Source organism: Litoribacter populi, from assembly GCF_007483685.1.
In the GTDB taxonomy this organism is placed as follows: domain Bacteria; phylum Bacteroidota; class Bacteroidia; order Cytophagales; family Cyclobacteriaceae; genus Litoribacter; species Litoribacter populi.
Map to the genome: position 1 here is coordinate 2,663,018 of NZ_VMKN01000001.1, position 20,690 is coordinate 2,683,707.

16 protein-coding genes are annotated in these 20,690 nt (G+C 41.3%); 4 read left to right on the forward strand and 12 right to left on the reverse strand.

Going from position 1 to position 20,690, the window contains the following annotated elements; all coding sequences use genetic code 11:
* Window positions 1–346: 346 nt before the first annotated feature.
* Together FPL27_RS11550 and FPL27_RS11555 are read right to left on the reverse strand one after the other, a co-directional pair.
* On the reverse strand, window positions 347–862 hold the full coding sequence (locus FPL27_RS11550) for a PIN domain-containing protein (protein ID WP_143961238.1): 516 nt from the start codon (window positions 860–862) through the stop codon (window positions 347–349).
* Window positions 862–1,917 carry a helix-turn-helix domain-containing protein gene (locus FPL27_RS11555; protein WP_143961239.1) on the reverse strand — a complete coding sequence of 352 codons (1,056 nt, stop codon included), beginning with the start codon at window positions 1,915–1,917 and terminating at the stop codon, window positions 862–864. Before FPL27_RS11555 ends, FPL27_RS11550 begins: the two co-directional genes overlap by 1 nt.
* 185 nt (window positions 1,918–2,102) lie before the next feature.
* Between FPL27_RS11555 and FPL27_RS11560 the strand changes: the two genes are divergently transcribed.
* Together FPL27_RS11560 and FPL27_RS11565 are read left to right on the forward strand one after the other, a co-directional pair.
* Complete coding sequence (locus tag FPL27_RS11560; protein ID WP_143961240.1) at window positions 2,103–3,071, forward strand: AAA family ATPase; 969 nt, start codon at window positions 2,103–2,105, stop codon at window positions 3,069–3,071.
* A 9-nt stretch (window positions 3,072–3,080) separates the two neighbouring features.
* Window positions 3,081–5,528 carry a S8 family peptidase gene (locus FPL27_RS11565; RefSeq protein ID WP_143961241.1) on the forward strand — a complete coding sequence of 816 codons (2,448 nt, stop codon included), beginning with the start codon at window positions 3,081–3,083 and terminating at the stop codon, window positions 5,526–5,528.
* An 11-nt stretch (window positions 5,529–5,539) separates the two neighbouring features.
* Here the strand turns inward: FPL27_RS11565 and FPL27_RS11570 are convergent, their stop codons facing one another.
* The gene (locus tag FPL27_RS11570; RefSeq protein ID WP_143961242.1) at window positions 5,540–5,959 is read right to left on the reverse strand and encodes a hypothetical protein; all 420 of its coding nucleotides are present in this window, start codon (window positions 5,957–5,959) and stop codon (window positions 5,540–5,542) included.
* A gap of 431 nt (window positions 5,960–6,390) precedes the next feature.
* Here FPL27_RS11570 and FPL27_RS11575 point away from each other — a divergent pair, with 431 nt between their 5' ends.
* Window positions 6,391–6,765 (forward strand): hypothetical protein, encoded by a 375-nt coding sequence (locus FPL27_RS11575; RefSeq protein ID WP_143961243.1) that lies wholly within the window; start codon window positions 6,391–6,393, stop codon window positions 6,763–6,765.
* A 39-nt stretch (window positions 6,766–6,804) separates the two neighbouring features.
* On the opposite strand, the gene FPL27_RS11580 is transcribed toward FPL27_RS11575, so the two are convergent.
* The 9 genes from FPL27_RS11580 to FPL27_RS11620 all read right to left on the reverse strand — a co-directional run bounded on the left by FPL27_RS11580 (window position 6,805) and on the right by FPL27_RS11620 (window position 20,281).
* Window positions 6,805–8,346 (reverse strand): S41 family peptidase, encoded by a 1,542-nt coding sequence (locus FPL27_RS11580; RefSeq protein WP_185974360.1) that lies wholly within the window; start codon window positions 8,344–8,346, stop codon window positions 6,805–6,807.
* 309 nt (window positions 8,347–8,655) lie between these two features.
* Window positions 8,656–9,132, reverse strand: coding sequence for a delta-60 repeat domain-containing protein (locus tag FPL27_RS11585; protein WP_143961245.1), 477 nt, complete (start codon window positions 9,130–9,132; stop codon window positions 8,656–8,658).
* A 386-nt stretch (window positions 9,133–9,518) separates the two neighbouring features.
* Complete coding sequence (locus tag FPL27_RS11590; protein WP_143961246.1) at window positions 9,519–10,955, reverse strand: SusD/RagB family nutrient-binding outer membrane lipoprotein; 1,437 nt, start codon at window positions 10,953–10,955, stop codon at window positions 9,519–9,521.
* 11 nt (window positions 10,956–10,966) lie between these two features.
* Complete coding sequence (locus tag FPL27_RS11595) at window positions 10,967–14,377, reverse strand: SusC/RagA family TonB-linked outer membrane protein (protein WP_235893420.1); 3,411 nt, start codon at window positions 14,375–14,377, stop codon at window positions 10,967–10,969.
* Window positions 14,378–14,525: 148 nt separating this feature from the next.
* Entirely contained in the window at window positions 14,526–15,482 is a 957-nt protein-coding gene (locus FPL27_RS11600; protein WP_143961248.1) for a FecR family protein, read from the reverse strand.
* 113 nt (window positions 15,483–15,595) lie between these two features.
* Window positions 15,596–16,129: a sigma-70 family RNA polymerase sigma factor gene (locus FPL27_RS11605; protein ID WP_143961249.1), complete on the reverse strand. Its 534-nt coding sequence runs from the start codon at window positions 16,127–16,129 to the stop codon at window positions 15,596–15,598.
* Between the two features lie 77 nt (window positions 16,130–16,206).
* On the reverse strand, window positions 16,207–17,691 hold the full coding sequence (locus tag FPL27_RS11610; RefSeq protein ID WP_143961250.1) for a calcineurin-like phosphoesterase C-terminal domain-containing protein: 1,485 nt from the start codon (window positions 17,689–17,691) through the stop codon (window positions 16,207–16,209).
* A gap of 205 nt (window positions 17,692–17,896) precedes the next feature.
* On the reverse strand, window positions 17,897–18,949 hold the full coding sequence (locus FPL27_RS11615; RefSeq protein ID WP_143961251.1) for a cytochrome d ubiquinol oxidase subunit II: 1,053 nt from the start codon (window positions 18,947–18,949) through the stop codon (window positions 17,897–17,899).
* A 6-nt stretch (window positions 18,950–18,955) separates the two neighbouring features.
* Window positions 18,956–20,281 (reverse strand): cytochrome ubiquinol oxidase subunit I, encoded by a 1,326-nt coding sequence (locus FPL27_RS11620; protein ID WP_143961252.1) that lies wholly within the window; start codon window positions 20,279–20,281, stop codon window positions 18,956–18,958.
* Window positions 20,282–20,359: 78 nt separating this feature from the next.
* Between FPL27_RS11620 and FPL27_RS11625 the strand changes: the two genes are divergently transcribed.
* A complete protein-coding gene (locus FPL27_RS11625; RefSeq protein WP_317129450.1) occupies window positions 20,360–20,644 on the forward strand; it encodes an SUMF1/EgtB/PvdO family nonheme iron enzyme in 285 nt (94 codons plus the stop codon).
* Window positions 20,645–20,690 lie beyond the last annotated feature (46 nt).

Below are 20,690 nucleotides of genomic sequence, written 5' to 3' on the forward strand. Positions count from 1 at the left end.
GGTCAAAATATTAGAACAACGATAAGGGATTTCTGCCTCGGCAGAGAACTTGGTGCTCATTGATCTGCTGGAGGAAAATATATCCCTTTTGTACGGGCATATGCTGTTAACACATCCTTGGTTGGCTCATGGTGGTTGGAAGGAACAATTATTAGTGAAATATTGAGTCTAATTCAAAATTACGGAAGATACGGGCAAGCTGGTTTGGGGATTGCAAATCCCTTTTCATCCCGACCGCTGCGCTTATCGCCCCCCCCGGAAATGGTGGTCTGAATTCGAGATTGTAAATATCGAATAGCGAGGTGTCTGATGTGGAATAACAGAGGTTAGATGTATGCTGTGGACTTCAAACAATCTTATCCCACTGTCTGATTCGGTTCTGAATTTCCTTTTTCATTTTATCCCCACTATACATCCCGTTGATAGTCACCAATTTTTGTAGCGAAACGATGGCTTGTGCTTTTGAAAGGCATTCTTCACTGATAAGCAGGTCGAATATCCAGAAGATCCCATGGTATTCCAAAGAGCAGCTTTCAGCAAATTTCCTAACCAGCCTATCACTGCTCAATACAATAGCATTCTTTAGATTCATAGCCATAAAGATTACTGACCTGTCCTCAGAGGAAAGACCTCTTGGGAAGGAAATTTCTTCCATTCTTGCAAAATCTCCTTCCTGAAAGTTGTGGACCACCAGTTTGTTCACAGCCTGGTACGCTCCTAATACCTGTTTCTGTTCCGGGAACAGTTCGTTAATCACTTCCACTGTGGTATGTAGCTCTATATCCAATTGAAAAAATTCAGATATCAGATCCAACTCAATCAGGTCAATAAAAATACAGGCATCGGTGACAGCGATTCTCATCAGATGACCATATTTTCCTTCCTGAACTCTGCCAGCTTTTGATTTTTCAATGCGGCAGCTTTGCTCATGCTGATAAACTCCTCCGCAAGAGCCCTAAAAAGAAGTTGGGAAAATCGATTGGAATGCTCCACCCCCTCGTATTCAACAGGCTCATTGACTCTATATCCCAACTGGTTAAAGACCACATAGAATTGCTTGAGGTAATTTTCCGAAATCAGTCCTAAATTATTGGCTCTATATACCAATGCCTGCATGGAAATTCCATATTGCTGCTTCATGGCGGATAGTTCATGAATGGAAAGTTTGGTTCTTTTTCCACCCAATTCTTTTTTCATGGTTTCTGCCGGAAGCAACATGGCCGCCGCAAATGCATGACAGTATTTTTCTTTCTGTTTTTCCGGAAGTCCATTGACATCCAGCAGGAGGTGAGCCAACTCATGAAGTGCAGTAAAGCGCTTTCTGTCAAGCTTAGCATCAAGTTTGGATTTGTTCAGAACAATCAAAGGAATGTCCCGGCCATTTACCCAAGTGGCAAAGCCATCGAATGATTCGGCAGAATCAATCTCCAATACCTTCACATGATGGTCCTCCAGGACCTCAATTATATTGGAAATAGCATCCCTTCCCAATCCCCATGCATCTCTTAACTTCTCAGCTGCTTTTTCGATATCATCCTGGGAGTGAATATGCATATTATTAAGAGGATTGTGAAACTTGGTTTCAATTCCCAGGATCTCCTCAAGTTCTATGTAGCGGCTAAGTTCATTTTTTGCAATCTCCACAATCCTGTTTTTCTCCTTGGACGGATAGTTTACCAATTTCTGAAATTCAATATCCCCAAATTCCATTACAGTATCGGTTTGGAAATAATCAGGCCTGACACCCAGTGCTTCTGCAAGGAGACCGATCATTTCCGAATCAGGGGTCACCTGGCCCATTTCGTATTTGCTTAGGGCTTGCTTGGTGATACGGTTGTCAATCCTATCAGCCAGCCCCTGCAGGGATAGGCCATTCATCAATCGGGCTGACTTAAGGCGGGAGCCGAAGTATTTCATGGGTTATAAATAAATTGATTTGCAGTAAAAATACTCATTTCAGTTGACAAATTATGTTTATAAGTTACAATATGTCAATCAGTATTAAACCTTTAAAAAAGAAAGCAAGATATTTCATGGCATGTTGAGGCATATTGTATTATTTTACGTTTATATTTTAGAGTGTAAATTTTTGGTAATTCTATATGGCAGCGGCTGAACAAATAAAAACATTGATCAAATCATTTGGGGAGGGGGATGAATCCCGCTTCTATGCTACTGCTATGCAAATTGCCGCCTCTGAGGCTAGAAAAGGTCATGTAGCACTCGCTGAAGAATTGAAAAAATTGATTGACAAAGGGAAATCTTCCAAAGCAGTAGTCAAAAGACTACCTGTCAATGCTGCCCAAAAAGAACTGAATGATCTCTTGGAACTGGTCAGTCCGGACACAAGATTGAAAGACATGGTACTTTCCAAGGATATTCAGGAGAGTTTGGCTGAAGTCATCCACGAACAAAGGCATTTGGATAAGTTATTAAGCCATAACCTGCAACCTCGAAGGAAATTACTTCTCTTGGGACCTCCCGGATCAGGGAAGACCATGACTGCCCATGCACTAGCTGGCGAATTAGGACTTCCTTTATTTGTCATTCGATTGGATGGCCTTATCAGCAGGTATCTTGGTGAATCCATAGCGAAGCTTCGTTTGATTTTTGATGCCATGATGGACTTTAGGGCTGTATATCTGTTTGATGAATTTGACAGCATTGGCAGCACCAGAACTCAGACTCAAGATGTGGGCGAAATCAAAAGGGTATTAAACAGCTTCCTGCTACAGATAGAAAAAGATAAATCCAATAGTTTGATTATTGCTGCTACTAATTTACCGGAAAGCTTAGATACTGCCCTTTTCCGAAGGTTTGATGAAATCATCAATTATTCTAATCCTTCAGCGGAACAAATCAAACAAATTTTCGCCGCTAGGATAGCAGAGATTGGAGTTTTAAAAGCTATAGATCTTGATCAGCTATCCAAAAAGTCTCTAGGTTTGAGCTATGCGGAAGTGCATAAAATATCTGAGGATTTCTGGAAAGATTATCTGCTCTATGGGGAAAATCATGTTAACGAAGAAAAAATAATTCAGTATATAATGGCTAGAAAGAGAACCTACTAATTAAAACACATGAATGGATTTTTTAAGCATATTTTTTTAGAGAATAAGGCAAGATCAATAAGCTTTACTCCCCTAGGAACTGGTAGGTTTATAACAAACAAAAACATTGATCAAACCAAACACGGGAATAAGCTAAAAAATGATTTTGAAGAAGCTTTTTTAGATTTTTGGCAAGGTGAGCCCGGTGATTTCGTATATGTGGAGCTTGAAACTTTCCGCGGTTTTGAACTTGATATCAAGAAATTTGAAGCAAAAGCAGGTGATATCAGAATTGCTTCTTTAAAACAGGTAATAGAGGAAGATGGTAAGGAAAAAACCTTCAGTGCGATTTATCTTTCCAAGAAAGGGGTTAAAGGTTTTCTAGAAAAAATATCTGCCTATTCTAAACCAGAAAGAAATACAGAAAAAGGAAATCCTAAAAACGCAAGCCTATTATCCAACCTGGAGTCCATACATCAGGCTACTTTAAAGTCCTTTTGGCAGGAGCCTGAAATCCCTTTCCCTGATCATGAACAGGCAGTGTGGTGGGAGATTTGGTTGGATATAACTGCCTCAACAGCAAAAACTGTCCGTGCGGAAATTACTGAACGATTACAAGCATTTGGTATACAGATATCTTCTCGTTTTTTGGTTTTTCCAGAACACTTGGTGATGCTAGCAAAAGGAAGTGCCAAACAACTGGCTGAACCACTGCTATATTCTCAATATCTTGATGAATTGAGAAAGCCAGTAGAAGTGTCTGATGTTTTTACTTCCATGGATATTCCTGAACAAAAAGACTGGATCGCCAACTTGGCTCAGCAATTAGAAATTCAGGAAAATTCAAACTTGTCAGTATGCCTTTTGGATTCTGGGATCAACGAAAACCATCCCTTACTGGCATATTTGAATTCCAATATCCAAGTGGATACGGTAGACCCTTCATGGGGGACTAATGATTCTTGGCGTTTTCCAGGCCACGGAACAGCTATGTCCGGAATCATCTTATTTGGGGATTTATCGGAAGCTATAGTATCTAGGGAAAGCATTAGGATTTTCCACCGATTGGAAAGTATAAAGTTGATTCAGCAATCAAAGCCTACAGATCCAGATCAATATGGTGCGGTTACAGAAGAAGCCATAGCCAGGGCGGAGACAAACCCCATCGAACAAAGAGTATTCTGCATGGCCATTACTGCTGATGGAGATACCCATTTTGGCAGACCTAGTGCATGGTCTGCGGCAATAGACAAATCAGCCTTTGGAGAAGAAGAATGGAAACGGTTAATATTGGTTTCCGCTGGAAATATTCCAAATCATAGGTGGCTGGAATATCCCTTATCCAATCAGGATTACAGTATACATGATCCTGCCCAAGCTTTCAATGCCATGACTGTTGGAGCATATACATTGAAAGATAGAATTGATTTATCCAAATATCCAGGATCAACTCTTTTGGCGCAAAGGGGGCAGTTAGCTCCTTCAAGCAGTACAAGCATGAATTGGGGAAAAGTATGGGCAATAAAGCCAGAAGTTGTTTTTGAAGGAGGAAATGCGGCAGAATGGAATAGCGGTCTTTGTGATCCTGATTCCTTGATGCCTTTAAGTATTTCCAAAGGAGGAATGGCAAGCTCTCTATTCACAACTTTTGGTGAAACCTCCTCAGCAACAGCATTTGCTAGTAAGTTTGCTGTAAGTATTTTGGAAAATTATCCAAAAATTTGGCAGGAAACAGTAAGGGCACTCATGGTCCATGCTGCCCAGTGGACAGATCAAATGTTAGGTGACAGAAAAATTGAAGACCTTTCCACAGTTGAAAAAATTCAATTATTGAGGACAGTAGGTTACGGAGTGCCATTTTTGCCTGCTGATTTATACACCTTACAAAATTCCGTTTCCTTAGTTGTTCAAGAAACGATTAAACCATATACTATCAAGAAAGGTACTGTCAAGGCCAATGAATGCCACGTGTTCACCCTTCCATGGCCGCAAGACCAATTGTTGGAAATGGGAAATACACAGGTCAGGTTGAATGTAACGCTCTCCTATTTTATAGAACCCAATCCAGGCAATAAGAGGTATGCCAAGGCAAACAATTATGCTTCATTCGGTCTTCGGTTTAAATTGAAGGATAACAATGAAACTTCTACTACTTTTTTGGCAAGGATCAATAAAGAAGCTAGGGAAGCTTTAGGGGAGGAATATCTAAAAGAAGGTAAGGAAAACTGGGTAATCGGTCAAAGTATTAGGGACAAAGGATCCATCCATAAAGATATCTGGATTGGCAATGCAGCCGATTTGGCTACCAAAAACGAACTGGCCATCATTTCAACCGGTGGCTGGTGGAAAACAAGAAAAATTCATAAACGCTATAACCAATCTGTCCGATACAGTCTGATCATCAGTATAGAAACAGACTCAGAGGATTTGCTGACCCCGATTTTGAATAAATTAAGGGTGGGTGTTGAAGCTATTTGAATAAGAAGGTTTTAAAACATTTCTTTATGAAGATTTTCAAGATTTTCGGAAATCAATGTTGAACTTAACATTTCACAAACCTCACTGACTTTTTCGCCAGGATAGGGATTAACCATAAACGACCCCTTGTTTTTGTAGTCAAAATTCTCAAGGATGATCCTGTTTATCTCCTCATCTTTGCAACCATACCCAATGATGATTAATTGATCTGAGGAGTTTAAATTCTCCTTGAATTTTTTAAAAAGAGGCTCGAATATAAGAGGCTCCCTATATCGGATAATTTTGGAAGAAGTCCCTGAAAGAAAATCAGAATGATAATTGATCCAACAATTATCATATCCTAATTCTCCATTTTGATCTTGAAATTCCTTGTATAGATTGTTTGAACCAATACCGATTTTGGTTTTAACATAAATTTCAGGAATTGCCATACCTCCTTCATTTCGATAAATTCAGTGCTACTGACAGTATATCAGATAGCAGCTATAAAAAGCGGCACCCTATCCCGGTTTTTTTCACCTAGTTATTGAGTTTTTTATGTTTTTTATACCATTTTCATGAAAAGCAATGATCATGTATACCACTGCCTCACAACCCCTTCCTGCTGTTTTTGTAAGGGAAATCCTCCCCCTTCTTTTCAAGAAAGCCTCTACAGTAATTAATAAAGTATTTCCCCGAAATTTTCCAGGATATTGACCTCATTTATCACCGCGAGCGATTGAATTTCGATGGGGTATCCTCAATCTCCAAAAGGATTCATCATGCTGCCTTCAAACAAAATTTCACCCTGAAAGACATTGGCAACCTCTACATTCCTACCTATTTTTGTGATTCTCTCTTTACCGAAGGGACTAAATCCCGGATGAAAGCGGCAATACTGGAGGTTTTGGCCCTACCCAGGGACGCATGGCAGTATAATCAGGAGCAATTATCCTGGTATGCTGAGCATATGAAAAAGACACTAAACAAGATTAAACACTTAAACCTGGATTTACTCAGGCACTATGATCCCTACCGTGCCATGACGGGAGAAAAAAGCCAGGAGGAGGACCTATTAAATCAAAGATTAGAAGAAGAAAAAGAAGAATTTGAAGCCACATATATGTTTTTTCACCTGCCCCTTGAAGGCCCCCACTTTACCCTCAGGGCATTTAAAAAACATTACGGCAGCTGGCCAAAAGGCTTCCCCTATAGCCTGAAAGATTTCGGCGTGGACCTGGAATCATATGACTGGTAGGCACTCCCCTAATGCATGGCAAGCCAGTTTCCATCGGGTTTATTGGTTATAGATTATTTCTACCGCCTTTTCCAGCAATTCATCCCGGCCGTCTTTTATCCCCTGAATAGTGGGTTTGATTTCAATGTCAGGCACTATACCCACCCTTTGGGTTTCCCTGCCATCAGGATAATAAACGCCGACACCACTCATTGTGGTGGATATACCGCCCGGCAATGAAAATGTAGACACATTGCCATCTGCACCGGCGGTGGTGGAACCAATCACCGTGGCGTTGGGATGGAGACGATAGGCCATTGCCTGAAATTCAGATGAGCTTTGGGTTATTTCATTCAGTATGATCACGACTTTGCCTTTGTAATAATTCGGATTCTGCCTCCCGACATTCAGCCTGACGGCATATGTAAATAGTCCTGGCTGGTCAATACTCCCGATTGAAATCTTTGCAAAATCAGCACTTTTAGGCAACAGATAATCGCATAAGCCATAAAGTGGAAAATCAGTTGGGTAATTTCTAAGGTCTATAATCAACCCTCTGGTTTTTGCCATCTGTTTGAAAACCAACGGAAGATGTTCTTTCTTTAGTACCCCATGATTGATATAGGCTATTTCGTTATCGATAAGTTGGAAGCTTTCCCCTTTAGCTTCAAACTTATTGTTGAGCTTAATTTCCGGTATGGGATAGGTGTTTAATACTATGGCTTTCTTGATGCCATCTCTAATAAATTCAATATCAAGGGAAAGCTCATTAGTTCTAAGGAGACCTAAAGTCATATCCCTGAATTTGGCTGAGTGATTGGAGCCGGGATAATATTTAAGCTTTCTTTTTATTATATCCTCGACTTGTTCGCCATTAACAGTTAAAATCACATCGCCGATTATGAGCCCAGTTTGCTCTCCAAGATTATCATCATGATATCCCGTCACTACTGCATTGTCTTCGATGAAAGTAAGGTCAACGGCTGCGATACGCTGGCCCAAAAATTTTCTCACAACTGGGGTTTTTCCCGAAATTTGGGCATGGGTGTCATTTACACGACCTATCAGCTCCAGCATGGTGAGGGTGTATTCCGTTTCATTTTTGGCCTGGACCACCCTGGGTATAAATTCTTCCAAGGTGTATTTCCAATCCTCTCCGATAAGATTTCGATATGGAAAGTAATATTGGATAATATTCCAGTAGCGGTATAGAGCCAACAATCTAAAACCAGCATCTGGAAAAACCATGGAGGCATAAGCCTCTTCATTTTCGAATTCCGGATTCCCCACACCCGTCCGTAGGGCTACATAGTGGTGTTCTTCCGGTCTCTCTGCATCTTTAACTCCTAAAAGCAAGGCAGTCAGCTTATTGGAAAATTTTAAATCATGGATCCAATCCAAGTCAGGGCTGATTTTGATTTTGGAGGCCTTGACATTCTTCCTTCTGCCCTGTTGAAATTTCCCCAAGCCTATTATCCAATTATAAATGATTTCATCCCTGATAAGACTATCCTCCATGTCCAGGATTTGAGGTAAAATCTTAAAAAGCTCAAAATCCCAGTTGTATTCTCCTCGGGCGATGCTGGGGTGGTAATATTTCAAAAACCCCCAAATTAAGCCGAGCGATTTTAAATTATCTATTTGAGTCTCGTCAATTTCACGACTTGTAATCTCATAACCTTTAACGAATTCATTATCCAGTCCAGCTGGATATAACTTATTTTTTCTTCCAAAGCCCTGCATATCCATTTATTTCATTCTTGGTCATTATGTATTCTTTTAGTATTATCAATTGTAGTGGAATTTCCACTTTTGGATGTCACTGAAAACGCAGAGGTATAATTAGAATTTCCGGCGGCATGCCATCCTTTTAGCTTTCTATTTGCGGTGATTTAAAGGTTAAAATTAAAACTATCCTTTTCTTGGCAATAAAATGATATTACGGTTTGCCACAATATTTCCGGACGGAAGGATGGCAAACTCCATGATCTCCGTATTGAGTGAGATTTCAAAGGAAGTGTCCAGGGAGCCGTTTTCCAAAAGACGGAAAAGCGTCTGCCCGTTTCCTACCCTGCTGCCGTAGAGCACATAGATTTTGTTGTCCGGTCCGATTTCCATTCTCCGCACCATGGTGATGGGGGCAAAATCGAACTTGAAGCTTGGATCAAGGGTCCCGTCGCGGTTGAGTCTGACCAATCCGGGCACCTCTTGCCCATCGATTTCAATGAAATTTCCTGAAACGATTATTTTCCCGTCAGGCTGTACTACGGCCTGATCAGCCTTTGCATAATCATAAAATTTGGGAGCGAAGTTTGAATCAAAGACCTGCTGTGAAAAAGCTGTGGATACAATAAGGAAGGCAATACAAAACAGTAGAGTTTTTTTCATAGGATAAGTTAAAATGGACAATAAATGAATATTCCCTGTACCTTCTAACTTTTCCTTTAACCCAAACCACTGAAGTACTGGTATTTAATCTGGAATCTAATTAAAACTAAAAACAAAGAATATACAAGCATAATTTGGAATATAATTAAGGGATTGTTTCGTAAATCAAAATTAAATCTATGAGATCCACTTATTAGTATCGGAATAGATGAAAAAACATTGGTCACCACGTTGAAATCTTACTCGAGAATCCTGATTATACTGATATTTTAGAAAAGCCTGGGAATACTCCCAGGCTTCATTTTTAATGAAGATTTATATATCCCCGCTATTGCACCAGTATATGTTTAAATTCTCCAAATTCGTAGACCTATTTGGTCATAGTCTTATTTTTCCCACCAAACTTTAGTGTTTATATCATCGCCTCCCATGCGGGATACAGCCTCTTGATAATTGGCGCGGTTATGCAACTGCACATCCACTGGATAACGGAACCTTACCGGCACTTGCTGATTATTGAGCATACCGGGTTGCTTGGGAAGTACAGGGTAACCCGTTCTTCTGTATTCGAACCATTGCTGGTAATCATTAAAATACAAGGCAAAGTACTTTTGAAGCATCAATCGCTCCAGGGTACCATCATAGGCCGCAGCAGGATTATCGAAATAGCCAGAAGGGAGATCTACATTCCACTGAGCCATGGCTGCTTCCACACCTGCCTGATAGTGCTCTTCGGCATCAGATGCTATATGTCCTTTCAATGCTAATTCGGCCTTGATAAACTCCACCTCAGCATAGGTCAAAATCAAACTGATCATAGGAACCTGAACCAAAGCAATATTGTGATTGCTGGGAGTAAACTCAAATGCAGATTCATTGCTGATATATCCACTAGGAATGCCCTTGTATCCAATAGCTGTCTGACCATCCAAATCCATGGCTTGTGTGCTAAACCTTGCTCTTCTAGGATCTTCCAACTCATTCAAGTTATCGATAAAGAATTCAGACATTGCCCTGAATGTAGTGAAATCAATCGCCCTTCCCCAAGGAGAAAGATTTGGGGCTACTCCCGTGATGCGAAGAATTGCAGATTCATCTGTGGATGAAAATACAGGATACCTTTCAGGTTGCTGAACTATCTGCGCCATTTTTACGAAAGCTCCTGTCTCTTCCCTATTGGAAATCCTAAGCAAAAGTCTCAAGTGTAAGGAGTTGGTAAACTTTTGCCATTTGGACACATTGTTCTGGAACAGGATATCTTCCCCGAAAATCATGCTACGCTCCTGATCATATAAATCGTTGGCGCGTTCCAATCCCTCCAACAAAGCCGCATAGATCTCTTCTTGTGTATCAAATTTTGCCCGAAGTATTCCTTCTTCAGCCCTAGAAGCTTCATGAAATGGCACATCTCCGAAACTATCAGATAACAGGCTATAAACCCATGCCCTCAAGGTCAAGGCTATCGCTTCATAATTGGGGTCTTGGTTTTCAATAGCCGCAGCCTCCATTTCCCTGATATTAATTAGCCAACGGTAATAATTATTCCAAGTGGAATTTCCCGCAGCCTCCGTGATGTCATAACGATGTGTTCCACCGGCGGAACTAGGAAAAGGTAGCGCCACCTGCATTAATTGAAAAGTAAAAGCATCCGCTCGGGAGGTATTAAAACTGCTTACTCCATATAAAATAGGATTAAGCAAAGTTCCCGGACTTATCCGGTCCACCAGATTTGGATTAGTGTTGAGTTCATCAAAGTCATATACACAGGAAAATGTTCCAAGACCAAAAACTAGGGCTAGAATAAATATATTAAGTTTTTTCATGTTGAGATCAATTAGAATTTCAAAGTAAGGTTAACACCAAAAGTTCGGGGAGTTGGTAATTGTCCCATTTCTATCCCCGGCAATAAAGTCCCGCCATTCAGAGCGGCAGTTTCAGGATCGAAAATTGGGAAATTGGTCCACATGGCTAGATCACGGCCATAAACGGCAATCGCAGCCCTTTCCACCATCCACTTTTCAAGAAACCTAGTAGGGACATTGTATTCAAATCTCAGTTCACGGAGTTTGATAAAAGATGCATCAAAGGAATTGGATTCTATATTTGCCCTTCGGTAATAATCCCGGTAATAGTCCGGCAGATCCACAGGGGTGGTATTAGGAGAAAAGGTACCATCACCATTGTCCACTACTCCCTCTCCAATGATAAAACCATCCTCCCTACCTCTTAGGGTGTGGGTCAGCTTACCCATTTCTGACATCTTATGATGGGTCTGGGAATAAATGATCCCACCATACTGCCCATCGAATAAGATGCTGGCCCTTAGATTTCGATAAGTAAACTCATTCCTGATTCCTCCTTTCCAGTCGGCATAGGCATTTCCTATGTACTGGATGTCTTGAGGTCTTTCAGGTAAACCAGTATTGGCATTGTAAACAATCTGCCCATCAGGAGAGCGTACGAATCCAAATCCATAAATATCCCCAGTAGTCCCACCAACTCTAGCAATAACGGAGGCCGTTCCTCCCCTGCCTATAACCTGACTACCATCTACCTCATCTGCAAGCTCCAAAACCCTATTATCATTCTTCGCCCAAGTCACAAAGGTATTCCACTTGAAAGACTTCGTAGAGATAGGTGAGCCGTTCAACACCAATTCAACACCTTGGTTACGTACTCGGCCAGCGTTAAGGATGGCACGGGAAAAACCAGAAGTTATGTCAATCGGAACTTCGAGGATCTGATTATTGGTCACTGTGTGATAAAAGTTAAGATCTGCCCCTAACCTTCTATTAAAAAAGATCAGTTCAAATCCGGCTTCATAACTTGTACTGATTTCGGGCCTGAAGTCTGTATTATATAAAAGAGTAGGCACAGAAGCAGAGCCTGGGAAATCACTTTGACCATAGTACTTACTGGTTCTATAAGGTTCTGTATCATTTCCCACCTGTGCACCTGATAACCTAACCTTGGCAAATGATACCGCTCTCGGTAGCTCAATCATATCAGAAATGATAAAACTAGTACTGATGGATGGGTAAAAGAATGATCTGTTTTGCTTGGGCAAGGTACTGGACCAGTCATTTCTTCCTGAAACATCTACATACACCTTCTCATCAAATGACCAAGAAACTAAACCGAATAAGGAATTGATCACCCTATTGCTCGATATCGAGTTGAGCATGGGGTTGTTAATGCCGTTGCTTAGGGTGAAAACTCCAGGAATTACCAACCCGTCTACATCCGCTGCCATCATTCGATAATTTCTCACCATCTGATTACCGCCGACACTGGCTCTTAAATCCATCTTTTCTCCCAAATTTTCTTTGTAGGAAAACAGAAAGTCCGTATTGATCTCATAGTTTTTAATATCCTGTTGGCGGAAATACCCTCTTTGGAAGTTGGCCGTGCTAAAAGGTCTTCTTTGCTCTCTTTCTTCTTGGCTCATGGCTATCCCAGACCTTACCATCAAATCAAACTTGTCGGTGAATTCATAAGTAGAGCTCAGACTCCCGATGATGGTATTGTTGTTTACCGAATTGGTCATTTCATGAGCAATCAAATATGGGTTGTCTATAAAGCCACTAAATGGGTTGAGTTGCTGTACATTTTCCATTCCTTCCCTCCAAATGGGCCTGTAAGCATCCAAACTGATACTGGGATTCTGAAAAATCATGAAATAAGCAATCGACTGGTTGTTATACCCTGTAGCTGGAAGGTTATCACTGTTCTTATTGATAAAGTTTACTTTACCATTAAGCCTCATGCGATTATTGATTTGATGATTGACACTCAATGCTGCCACATAACGTTCAAAACCGGTGTTGGGCATAATCCATTCATTCTTGGTATGGGTAAAAGATGCCCGCATGGCGCTTGACTCTGTGCTTCCTTCTAAGGCTACGCTGTTAGTAATGGTGGAACCTGTCCTCCAAAACCCTTTGACATTGTCCTCATAAGGCCTCCAAAGTTGCCTTTCCAAGGACTGCGCATGAGTGGATGGATCAAACTGGTAATAATACTGTCCGTCAAAGCGGGGACCAAAAGCACTACTGGTTCCTCCAGTGTTGGCTCCATCCTCAGAAGCGCCATAAGAGTAATAGGGTTCGCCATCACTGTTGAATGCCCGGCCGGTTCCCTGTCCATATTCATATTGATAGTCAGGCCATCTGAGTACATCATTGAAACTTACATTACTATTGAAAGTCACTCCTATGCCTTTTTGTGCGCTCTTACCACTTTTGGTGGTAATGATCAATGCTCCGTTGGCAGCACGGCTACCATATAGTGCAGTTGCACTGGCTCCTTTCAACACGGTTATATTTTCTATATCATCCGGATTTATGTCCGCAATCCCGTTTCCAAAATCCACCGGAACATCATTACCTGATCCTGCTCCATAAGCATTGCCTACGCCGGAAGAGGTCAAGCCACTATTCATGGGCACACCATCTACTACAATTAGGGCCGCATTCCCATTGGGGTTAAGGGAATTGTCGCCTCGAAGGCTAATCTGTGAAGAGTTCATCGGACCAGAACCCGCAGAAAGTACATTCAACCCTGCCACTTTACCGATCAAGGCATCAGACCAGTTATTGGACCTTGCATCAAGAAGCTCCTCTCCACTTACTTTTTGGGTAGCATACCCCAAAGCCTTTTCTTCCCGCTTGATACCAAGTGCCGTTACGATAACTTCCTGAAGATCACTATCATCCATATTAAGCTGGATATTAACCTCCTCTTGGTTTAATATTACTACTTCCTGTTTACGATAGCCTATATAGGAAAAGACCAAAATATCACCCTGCTCGGCCATGAGTGAGTAAATTCCTTCAATGTCTGAAACAGTCCCTTTGTTTTTTCCTTTGATCAAAACGTTCACTCCCGGAAGGGCTTCTCCAGTCTCCCTATCGATTACCCTACCGCTAATCCTTCTCTCCTCTTTGGCTTCGGAATTTTGAATAGCCTTTTTACTGACAGCCAAAGTATGATTGACTTGCTTAAACTTTAGTGCGGATTTACGTGAAATTTCTTCTAGAACTTTTTCCACGGAATAGGAGCCATTTTCCAAGTCTATTACCTGGCCAAGCTCCAATTGGCTTTCGTGTGAAAATCTAAACCCAGTTTGCTTTTCGATCTCCTTAAAGTAGTCGGAAATCGCTTGTCTTTTGCCTGAAACCTGAATATGGGTTTTGTCAAGTTTCTGAGCATTGCTGTTCTCAGCCCACACTAAGGATTGGGCCATACACAGGAGTAATAGCAGTGAAAATAATCTCATTATCAGTTGTCTTAATGAGCCTTGTAACTTTTTTTTCATAAATTTGAATGTTCTGGTAAATGATTGATGACAGATTAGAGCCAGGAACTTCAATGGGACCGCTGCAACGGTCCCATTATTCCTTTGCACAGGTTTCAAATAGGATATCTACATGGTTTTGGTTGATTTGAAAGGTTAAGGGAATGCTATATTGAATTGCGGTCAATAGGTCTTCTAAACTTTGTCCTCGATAAGTCCCTGATAATTTACATGACATATCAGCGGCATTGGAACTGATTTTTACACCATACCAATCATTCAGGGTTTGCTCCAAGTCTAACATGGAAGTGTTTTCAAAATATAATTCACCTTCCAACCACCCGAAATATCTGGAAGGGTTTTCTATGGTATTAATACTGGCCTTACCCTTCTGATTTTTAAAAAACTGGTTAGCGGAAATCTCATAAGCTTCCGAAGATTCTTCCGCCTCAAACCTTACCTGCACTTTACCGCTTCTAACCGCAACAGTTTTCTGGTGGCTTTCCACCTGAAATGAAGTACCTAAGACACGGGTTGTTAAGCCATCAGATATGACTTGAAAAGGATGAATAGAATCGGCTACCACTTCAAAAAACGCCTTTCCTTTTAATTTGACATTTCTGTTTTCGCCAAACCTTTCCCCATAACTGATGGATGAATTATGGAACAAGGTAACCCTTGAGCCATCTGGGAGGCGGATTTTCTTTTTCATACCGACACCATTCTCCACTGAATAAGTATTTTCTATCGGTGTGTTTTTCTTAATAGAGGAAAAATGAAAAGCCATTGTACAGCTGATCACCATAAGCAAGGAAGCAGCAATACCGGTATAAACCCAAATCCTCCTTTTCCTTTCCCTATCCAATTGACCCTCTATTCCCGCCCAAAGCTTTTTTTTCACTTGTGGAGAAGTTCTACGCAGGTGGTCCTCAATAAAAGTAGATTCAGACTCCTGACGGTCGTACCAAGAATTGAGTGTTTCCCAATCTTTCTTGGACAATTTATTACGAAGAGCTGCGGTGATTAATTTTTGTATGTTTGGATCGTATTTCATGATTCGGGTTTCTACTTATAGAGTTCCGGTTAGAGGCAGTAATTACCATGAAATCCGATTAAGAATATGTTATCAAAAAAATAAGTGGTGATAATAAAAAAAGTTGACAATGGTCACCCTTGGAATAAAATAAAAACAACGACAGGAGCCAGATGGCTTAATTCTCCCCTTACCAACTTTAGCGACTTACTCAGCTGATTCTGTACCGTTTGGGGAGCCAAATCAAGCTTATCAGCAATTTCCGAGGTACTATAACCCTCAAGCTTGTTTAATTTAAATATCAGCCTACTCTTTTCTGGCAACTTTTCCAAGGCAACCTCAAGTTGATCATACAGCTCTTCCAGGGAAAACAAAGCCCCTTCCCGGTGGCCTTCCAGTTCCATCTCATATACATCCTCAAAAAACATTTTTTTATTTTGATCTAGATATTTGAAAACCCTGTATTTGACTGCAGTAAGCAAATAGGCTTTTAAGGTAGATTTAATATGAATTTCGTTTCTCCTATGCCAAATATCAATGAATATTTCCTGCACCAGATCCTCTACTACTACTTGGTCAGGTATTCGGCTATAGGCTGCTTTGTAAAGCATTTCCCAATGTTCTTCAAAAAGAAGGTTAAACTGTCTTCGGCTGTCTGGAATAGCCATAAGTATTAATTTAAAGGTTGTAATATACCATAGAAAGGAAAATGCTCCTGCCCAGAAGGCAGAAGCTATTTTACAGATTAAACCAATTTTTCTCTAAACACATTGCCAAACCTATCCTCTGCCACTACCTCTATATTGGCATTGGAGTTTTGTGGCGTAAAGAAGAACATGTGGTCACTCAACTGGGGCTCCACCCACTTTCTTCTTGCTGGTAGTTCAGGACCTTTGTGAAGCTCTACACTCAATGGATCCACAGCTACCCTGCGATCAAGCAAACCTTTCTGTATACCATCTTCAGTCCATGCCACTTTCCATGAAGGGTCCCAGTTCCAACAATTTACACTGATCTCTTCTTTAAAGTCCGGATGATTGCGGCTTATGCGCATCTGGTGATCGAGATCTTTTCCTGTGGATTTATACTTCCAGCTCAACCTGGAACCTTCAGCCTTGTAAAGACCATATCCATTCGGAGTGCCATCATAGCATATTGGACCTGACCACCAAGCCCCGCATACGGTGCCATGACAATGTTCAAAAAGCTTGTCATTCATCACCATGTTATCATTAAAATGGGTATGTCCCGACATGATATGAGCCTCATATCCTTCCAATAATCTATAAAGGTGCTGCCTATTGCTTACCGTACCGCCCAAGGTATTCCTGTCGGGATATCGGGTCACCGCTCCGGTATAAGTTGGAATGTGCAGGGAGACAACTACTGTTTTCCCCTTTTCTACAAAAGCAAGGTCTTTTTCCAGCCAGGAAAGCTGATCCTCATCTATATATCCTATGTAATTTTTGTCAGACCCTAGGTAAAACACATCATCTAAAACCACGTAGTGAATTTCACCCCGGTTGAAAGAATAATAGGTAGGTCCGAAAAGACTTTTAAAAGTTTGTCCACTATACTTATCCGTTCGCACATTGAGGTCCATATCATGATTGCCAATCACCTGAAAGAAAGGTACCCCCATAGCCTGAACGGACTGATTGTAATCTTTAAAGAGTTCGAATTTGTCAAAAACTAGATCCCCGCAACCTATACCAAACATGTTCGGATCTCCGACCCTGTCCACCGTATGCCTTACATCAACTGCTGCAACAGTCAATAATTGTTCGGCTTCATAGTCAGTCTGGATTTGGGTATCGGCCAAAAGCATAAAATGATGGTTTTCATCAGATTGTACCGTAGGTTCGAGCTTGAAGTGAAACTCTTGTTCGTCTTTTGCCTTATCAAGCCTATGGAAATAATTAGCGGAGCCGTTCTGTAGTTTCGGGATCTGATACCCGGCAGGCAAGCTGGCAAAAACAAATTCCCGGTCATTGGAGGAAATCAGCTCATAGGTGCCATCCTTTTTAGTGGCAACGACATTTTTGCCATCTGAAACCACCACATTTGCCAAACCAGTACCTTGAGAGGACACTTTACCTCTTATTCTTATGGCCTTGAAGTCCAGAGCGGAATAAGGAGCAACTGCACCATTTACCGTACCCCATCCAAGACCCGAAATGCCTACCCCGGAGAGACCAAGGGTTTTGAGAAAACTTCTTCGATTAAACATAATGACAGATTAAAATGAATTACTGCCCACAATTTGGTACAATCCATTTGAATACGCCACACCATTTATCATTGGTGATTATAAATTAAAACTGGGGTAATACGAAGGAAATATTTATAACGGTGCCGGACATGAGGGAGGAAACCGCAAACCGAAGTATGAAGACTGTAACTTCATAATGGCTACGTGGTGAGGTTTGACTCATTTACTTTCTTCTTTCCTCCCCTCCTACCATGTTGACAATATCCGTGTCCTGATCAAAACGCTTTTTTTGGAAACTGTAAATTAGATAATATAGGGCTGGCAAGATGAAAATACTTCCGGCAAGCAAGGCTATCCCAAGGGCATTTAATGTAGAAAGCGGTGCCGCAGTTTCTTCCAGTGTCAGCACAGCACCATTCATAATTACGAAAGCTGGAAACAACCTATAAAAAAGTGCAAACAGGATCATACTTACCTGAAAACCTGCCAGTACCCTAGCCATTTTATAGTGAAAGTTTCTGATGGCATACCAAAGAATCGGTAAAGAGATACTGGCCAAAACTAATGCAGTCAAACTTACATTATTGGAGAGCAATTCATTCAGTAACTCCATTTCTTCAACATAAGCTGATAGGAATATCAGTCCCCCTGTCAGTACCGTCAAGATATTCAACCATATAGCTTTATTGCGAAAAAGAATTCTGTCCACATAGTCATCTGCTTCCCCTATCAAATACACCGCTGCCAGAAACCCGCAAATGCAAATGGTAAATAAACCTACGGCGATCGGAAAATACCCAAGCCAGGGAAACAGATATGCCTCAGGAAAACTTTTGGCAGCTGGATTAATTCTGCCGGAGATAACCGTTCCCGCAATATTTCCCAAAAAGAACGGCGTGACAAAAGAAGAATAAACATAAATCAGGTTGTAGACCTTTTGAAGTTTTCCTTTTACAGGATCGTAATGTCGGAAAATAAAAGCTGTTCCACGGGCTATGATACCTAAAAGCATTAGGGACAAAGGAATATGAAGATAAATTGAAAGAGAGGAATAGATAGCCGGAAATCCAACAAAGAGGATAACAATGCTAATGATAAGCCACATGTGATTGGCCTCCCAAATGGGACCTATTGCCCGATAAGTAAGCAACCGGCTCTTTTCCTTTTTAGCATCACTTGTAAACAGTTCAATAATTCCAGCTCCAAAATCCGCTCCTCCAAAAAGCAGATAGAAAAGTAAGGCAATGTATAGAAAAGCAATAACTACATATAACATAAGCAACTATCTTGGATATGTTGGTAAAGGAGTCTCTTTCTTGTCCAAATCTTGAATCTGACGAATCAATAACAGGCTAACAATCCCGCAAAGGGATAAGTAAATGAAAGTGTATAGCCAAAAAGAATAGACAATGCCAGGCATTGGAGTCAAGCCTTCCCGAGTTTTCATAATGCCATAAATAATCCAGGGTTGTCGGCCTACCTCTGTCACTACCCAGCCTGCTTCCACTGCAATAAACCCGAGGGGTGTAAGAAAAGCCAATAAGGTCAAAAACCATTTAGCTTCCACAAAAGGCTTTTTGCGCCATTGCCCAAAAAGCCAGAGGATTCCCGTCAACATCAGGATCATGCCACAGCCAACCATAATCTGAAAAGCCAGGTGGGTAATCAAAACGGGAGGCTGTTCATCTTCTGGAAATTGGTCTAACCCGATCACTTCGGCATTGAAATCTCCATGAGCCAAAAAGCTTAGGCCCCCGGGAATTTTTATCGCATAGTTCACAATTTTGTTTTTTTCATCCGGAATCCCACCGATAATCAACGGGGCATTGCTTTCGGTATGATAATGAGCTTCCATGGCCGCGAGTTTTGCAGGTTGCCTTTGCGCTACATCCTTAGCTGAAATATCACCACTGATCGGCTGCAGTATGGCAGCAACAGCTCCAAGGCTCAGCGCTATTTTAAGTGCACTTCGATGTAGCGGTTTGTTTTTACCTCGCATCAAAAGGAATGCATGAATACCGGCAACAGCAAATCCAGTAGCCACAAAGGCTGCCAAAGTCATATGCAGTGCTTGGGTGAACCAGGCATCATTAAACATTGCCGCCATTGGATCGATATTCAAAAACTCCCCATCCACATAATCAAACCCTGTAGGGGCATTCATCCAGCCATTGGCGGCAACTACCAAAATACCCGAGGCAAGCCCGGTAACACCTACCATCACACCGGTATACCAATGAAACCAGGGGTGGAATTTACCCCAACCATACAGGAAAAACCCAATTGCAATGGCTTCCAGAAAAAAAGCCGTGCCCTCAAGTGAAAACGGCATTCCAAAAATTGGTCCGGCATGAAGCATAAATTCTGGCCATAGTAACCCCAGTTCAAAGGAAAGCATAGTCCCGGAAACGGCCCCTGTAACAAAAAATATCGCCACCCCTTTGCTCCATGCAACAGTCAACTTTCGATAGTGGTCATTTCTTTTTTTGAGATATAAATAGTGTGAAATGGCCATAAAGAAAGGCATGATCATACCAATGCAAGCAAATATAATATGGAAGCCAAGGGATAGAGCCATTTGAGATCTTGCCGCAATAAAATCATCCATAATTATCTGATTACCTGTTAAAAATACTCTGTGAATTTAATGATTTTCCTTGATTTTAGGTAAGGTTGTTTTAATCCAATTTTAAAAAATAGGCTAGGCCGCAGCAAGACCAGCGACTGGTATGACGAAATGACCTATAGGCGTATCCAAAACCTTTCCCCACCACTCGACACCCTTATTTCCAAGTGCTATAATCCCGAAAACCCCTATGCAAAGGAAAAAGTTATTAAAGGAGGATCCTTCCTGTGTGCTGACAATTATTGCATCAATTACCGCCCCAGTGCTAGAAGGGGCCATGATATCTATTCAAGCACCTCCAACCTCGGTTTCCGTTGTGTAAAGGATAAAATTAAACAGTATTAGAAAATTTACACGACCGCTCCATTGGACTCTTCGGAATTTTGAAGCT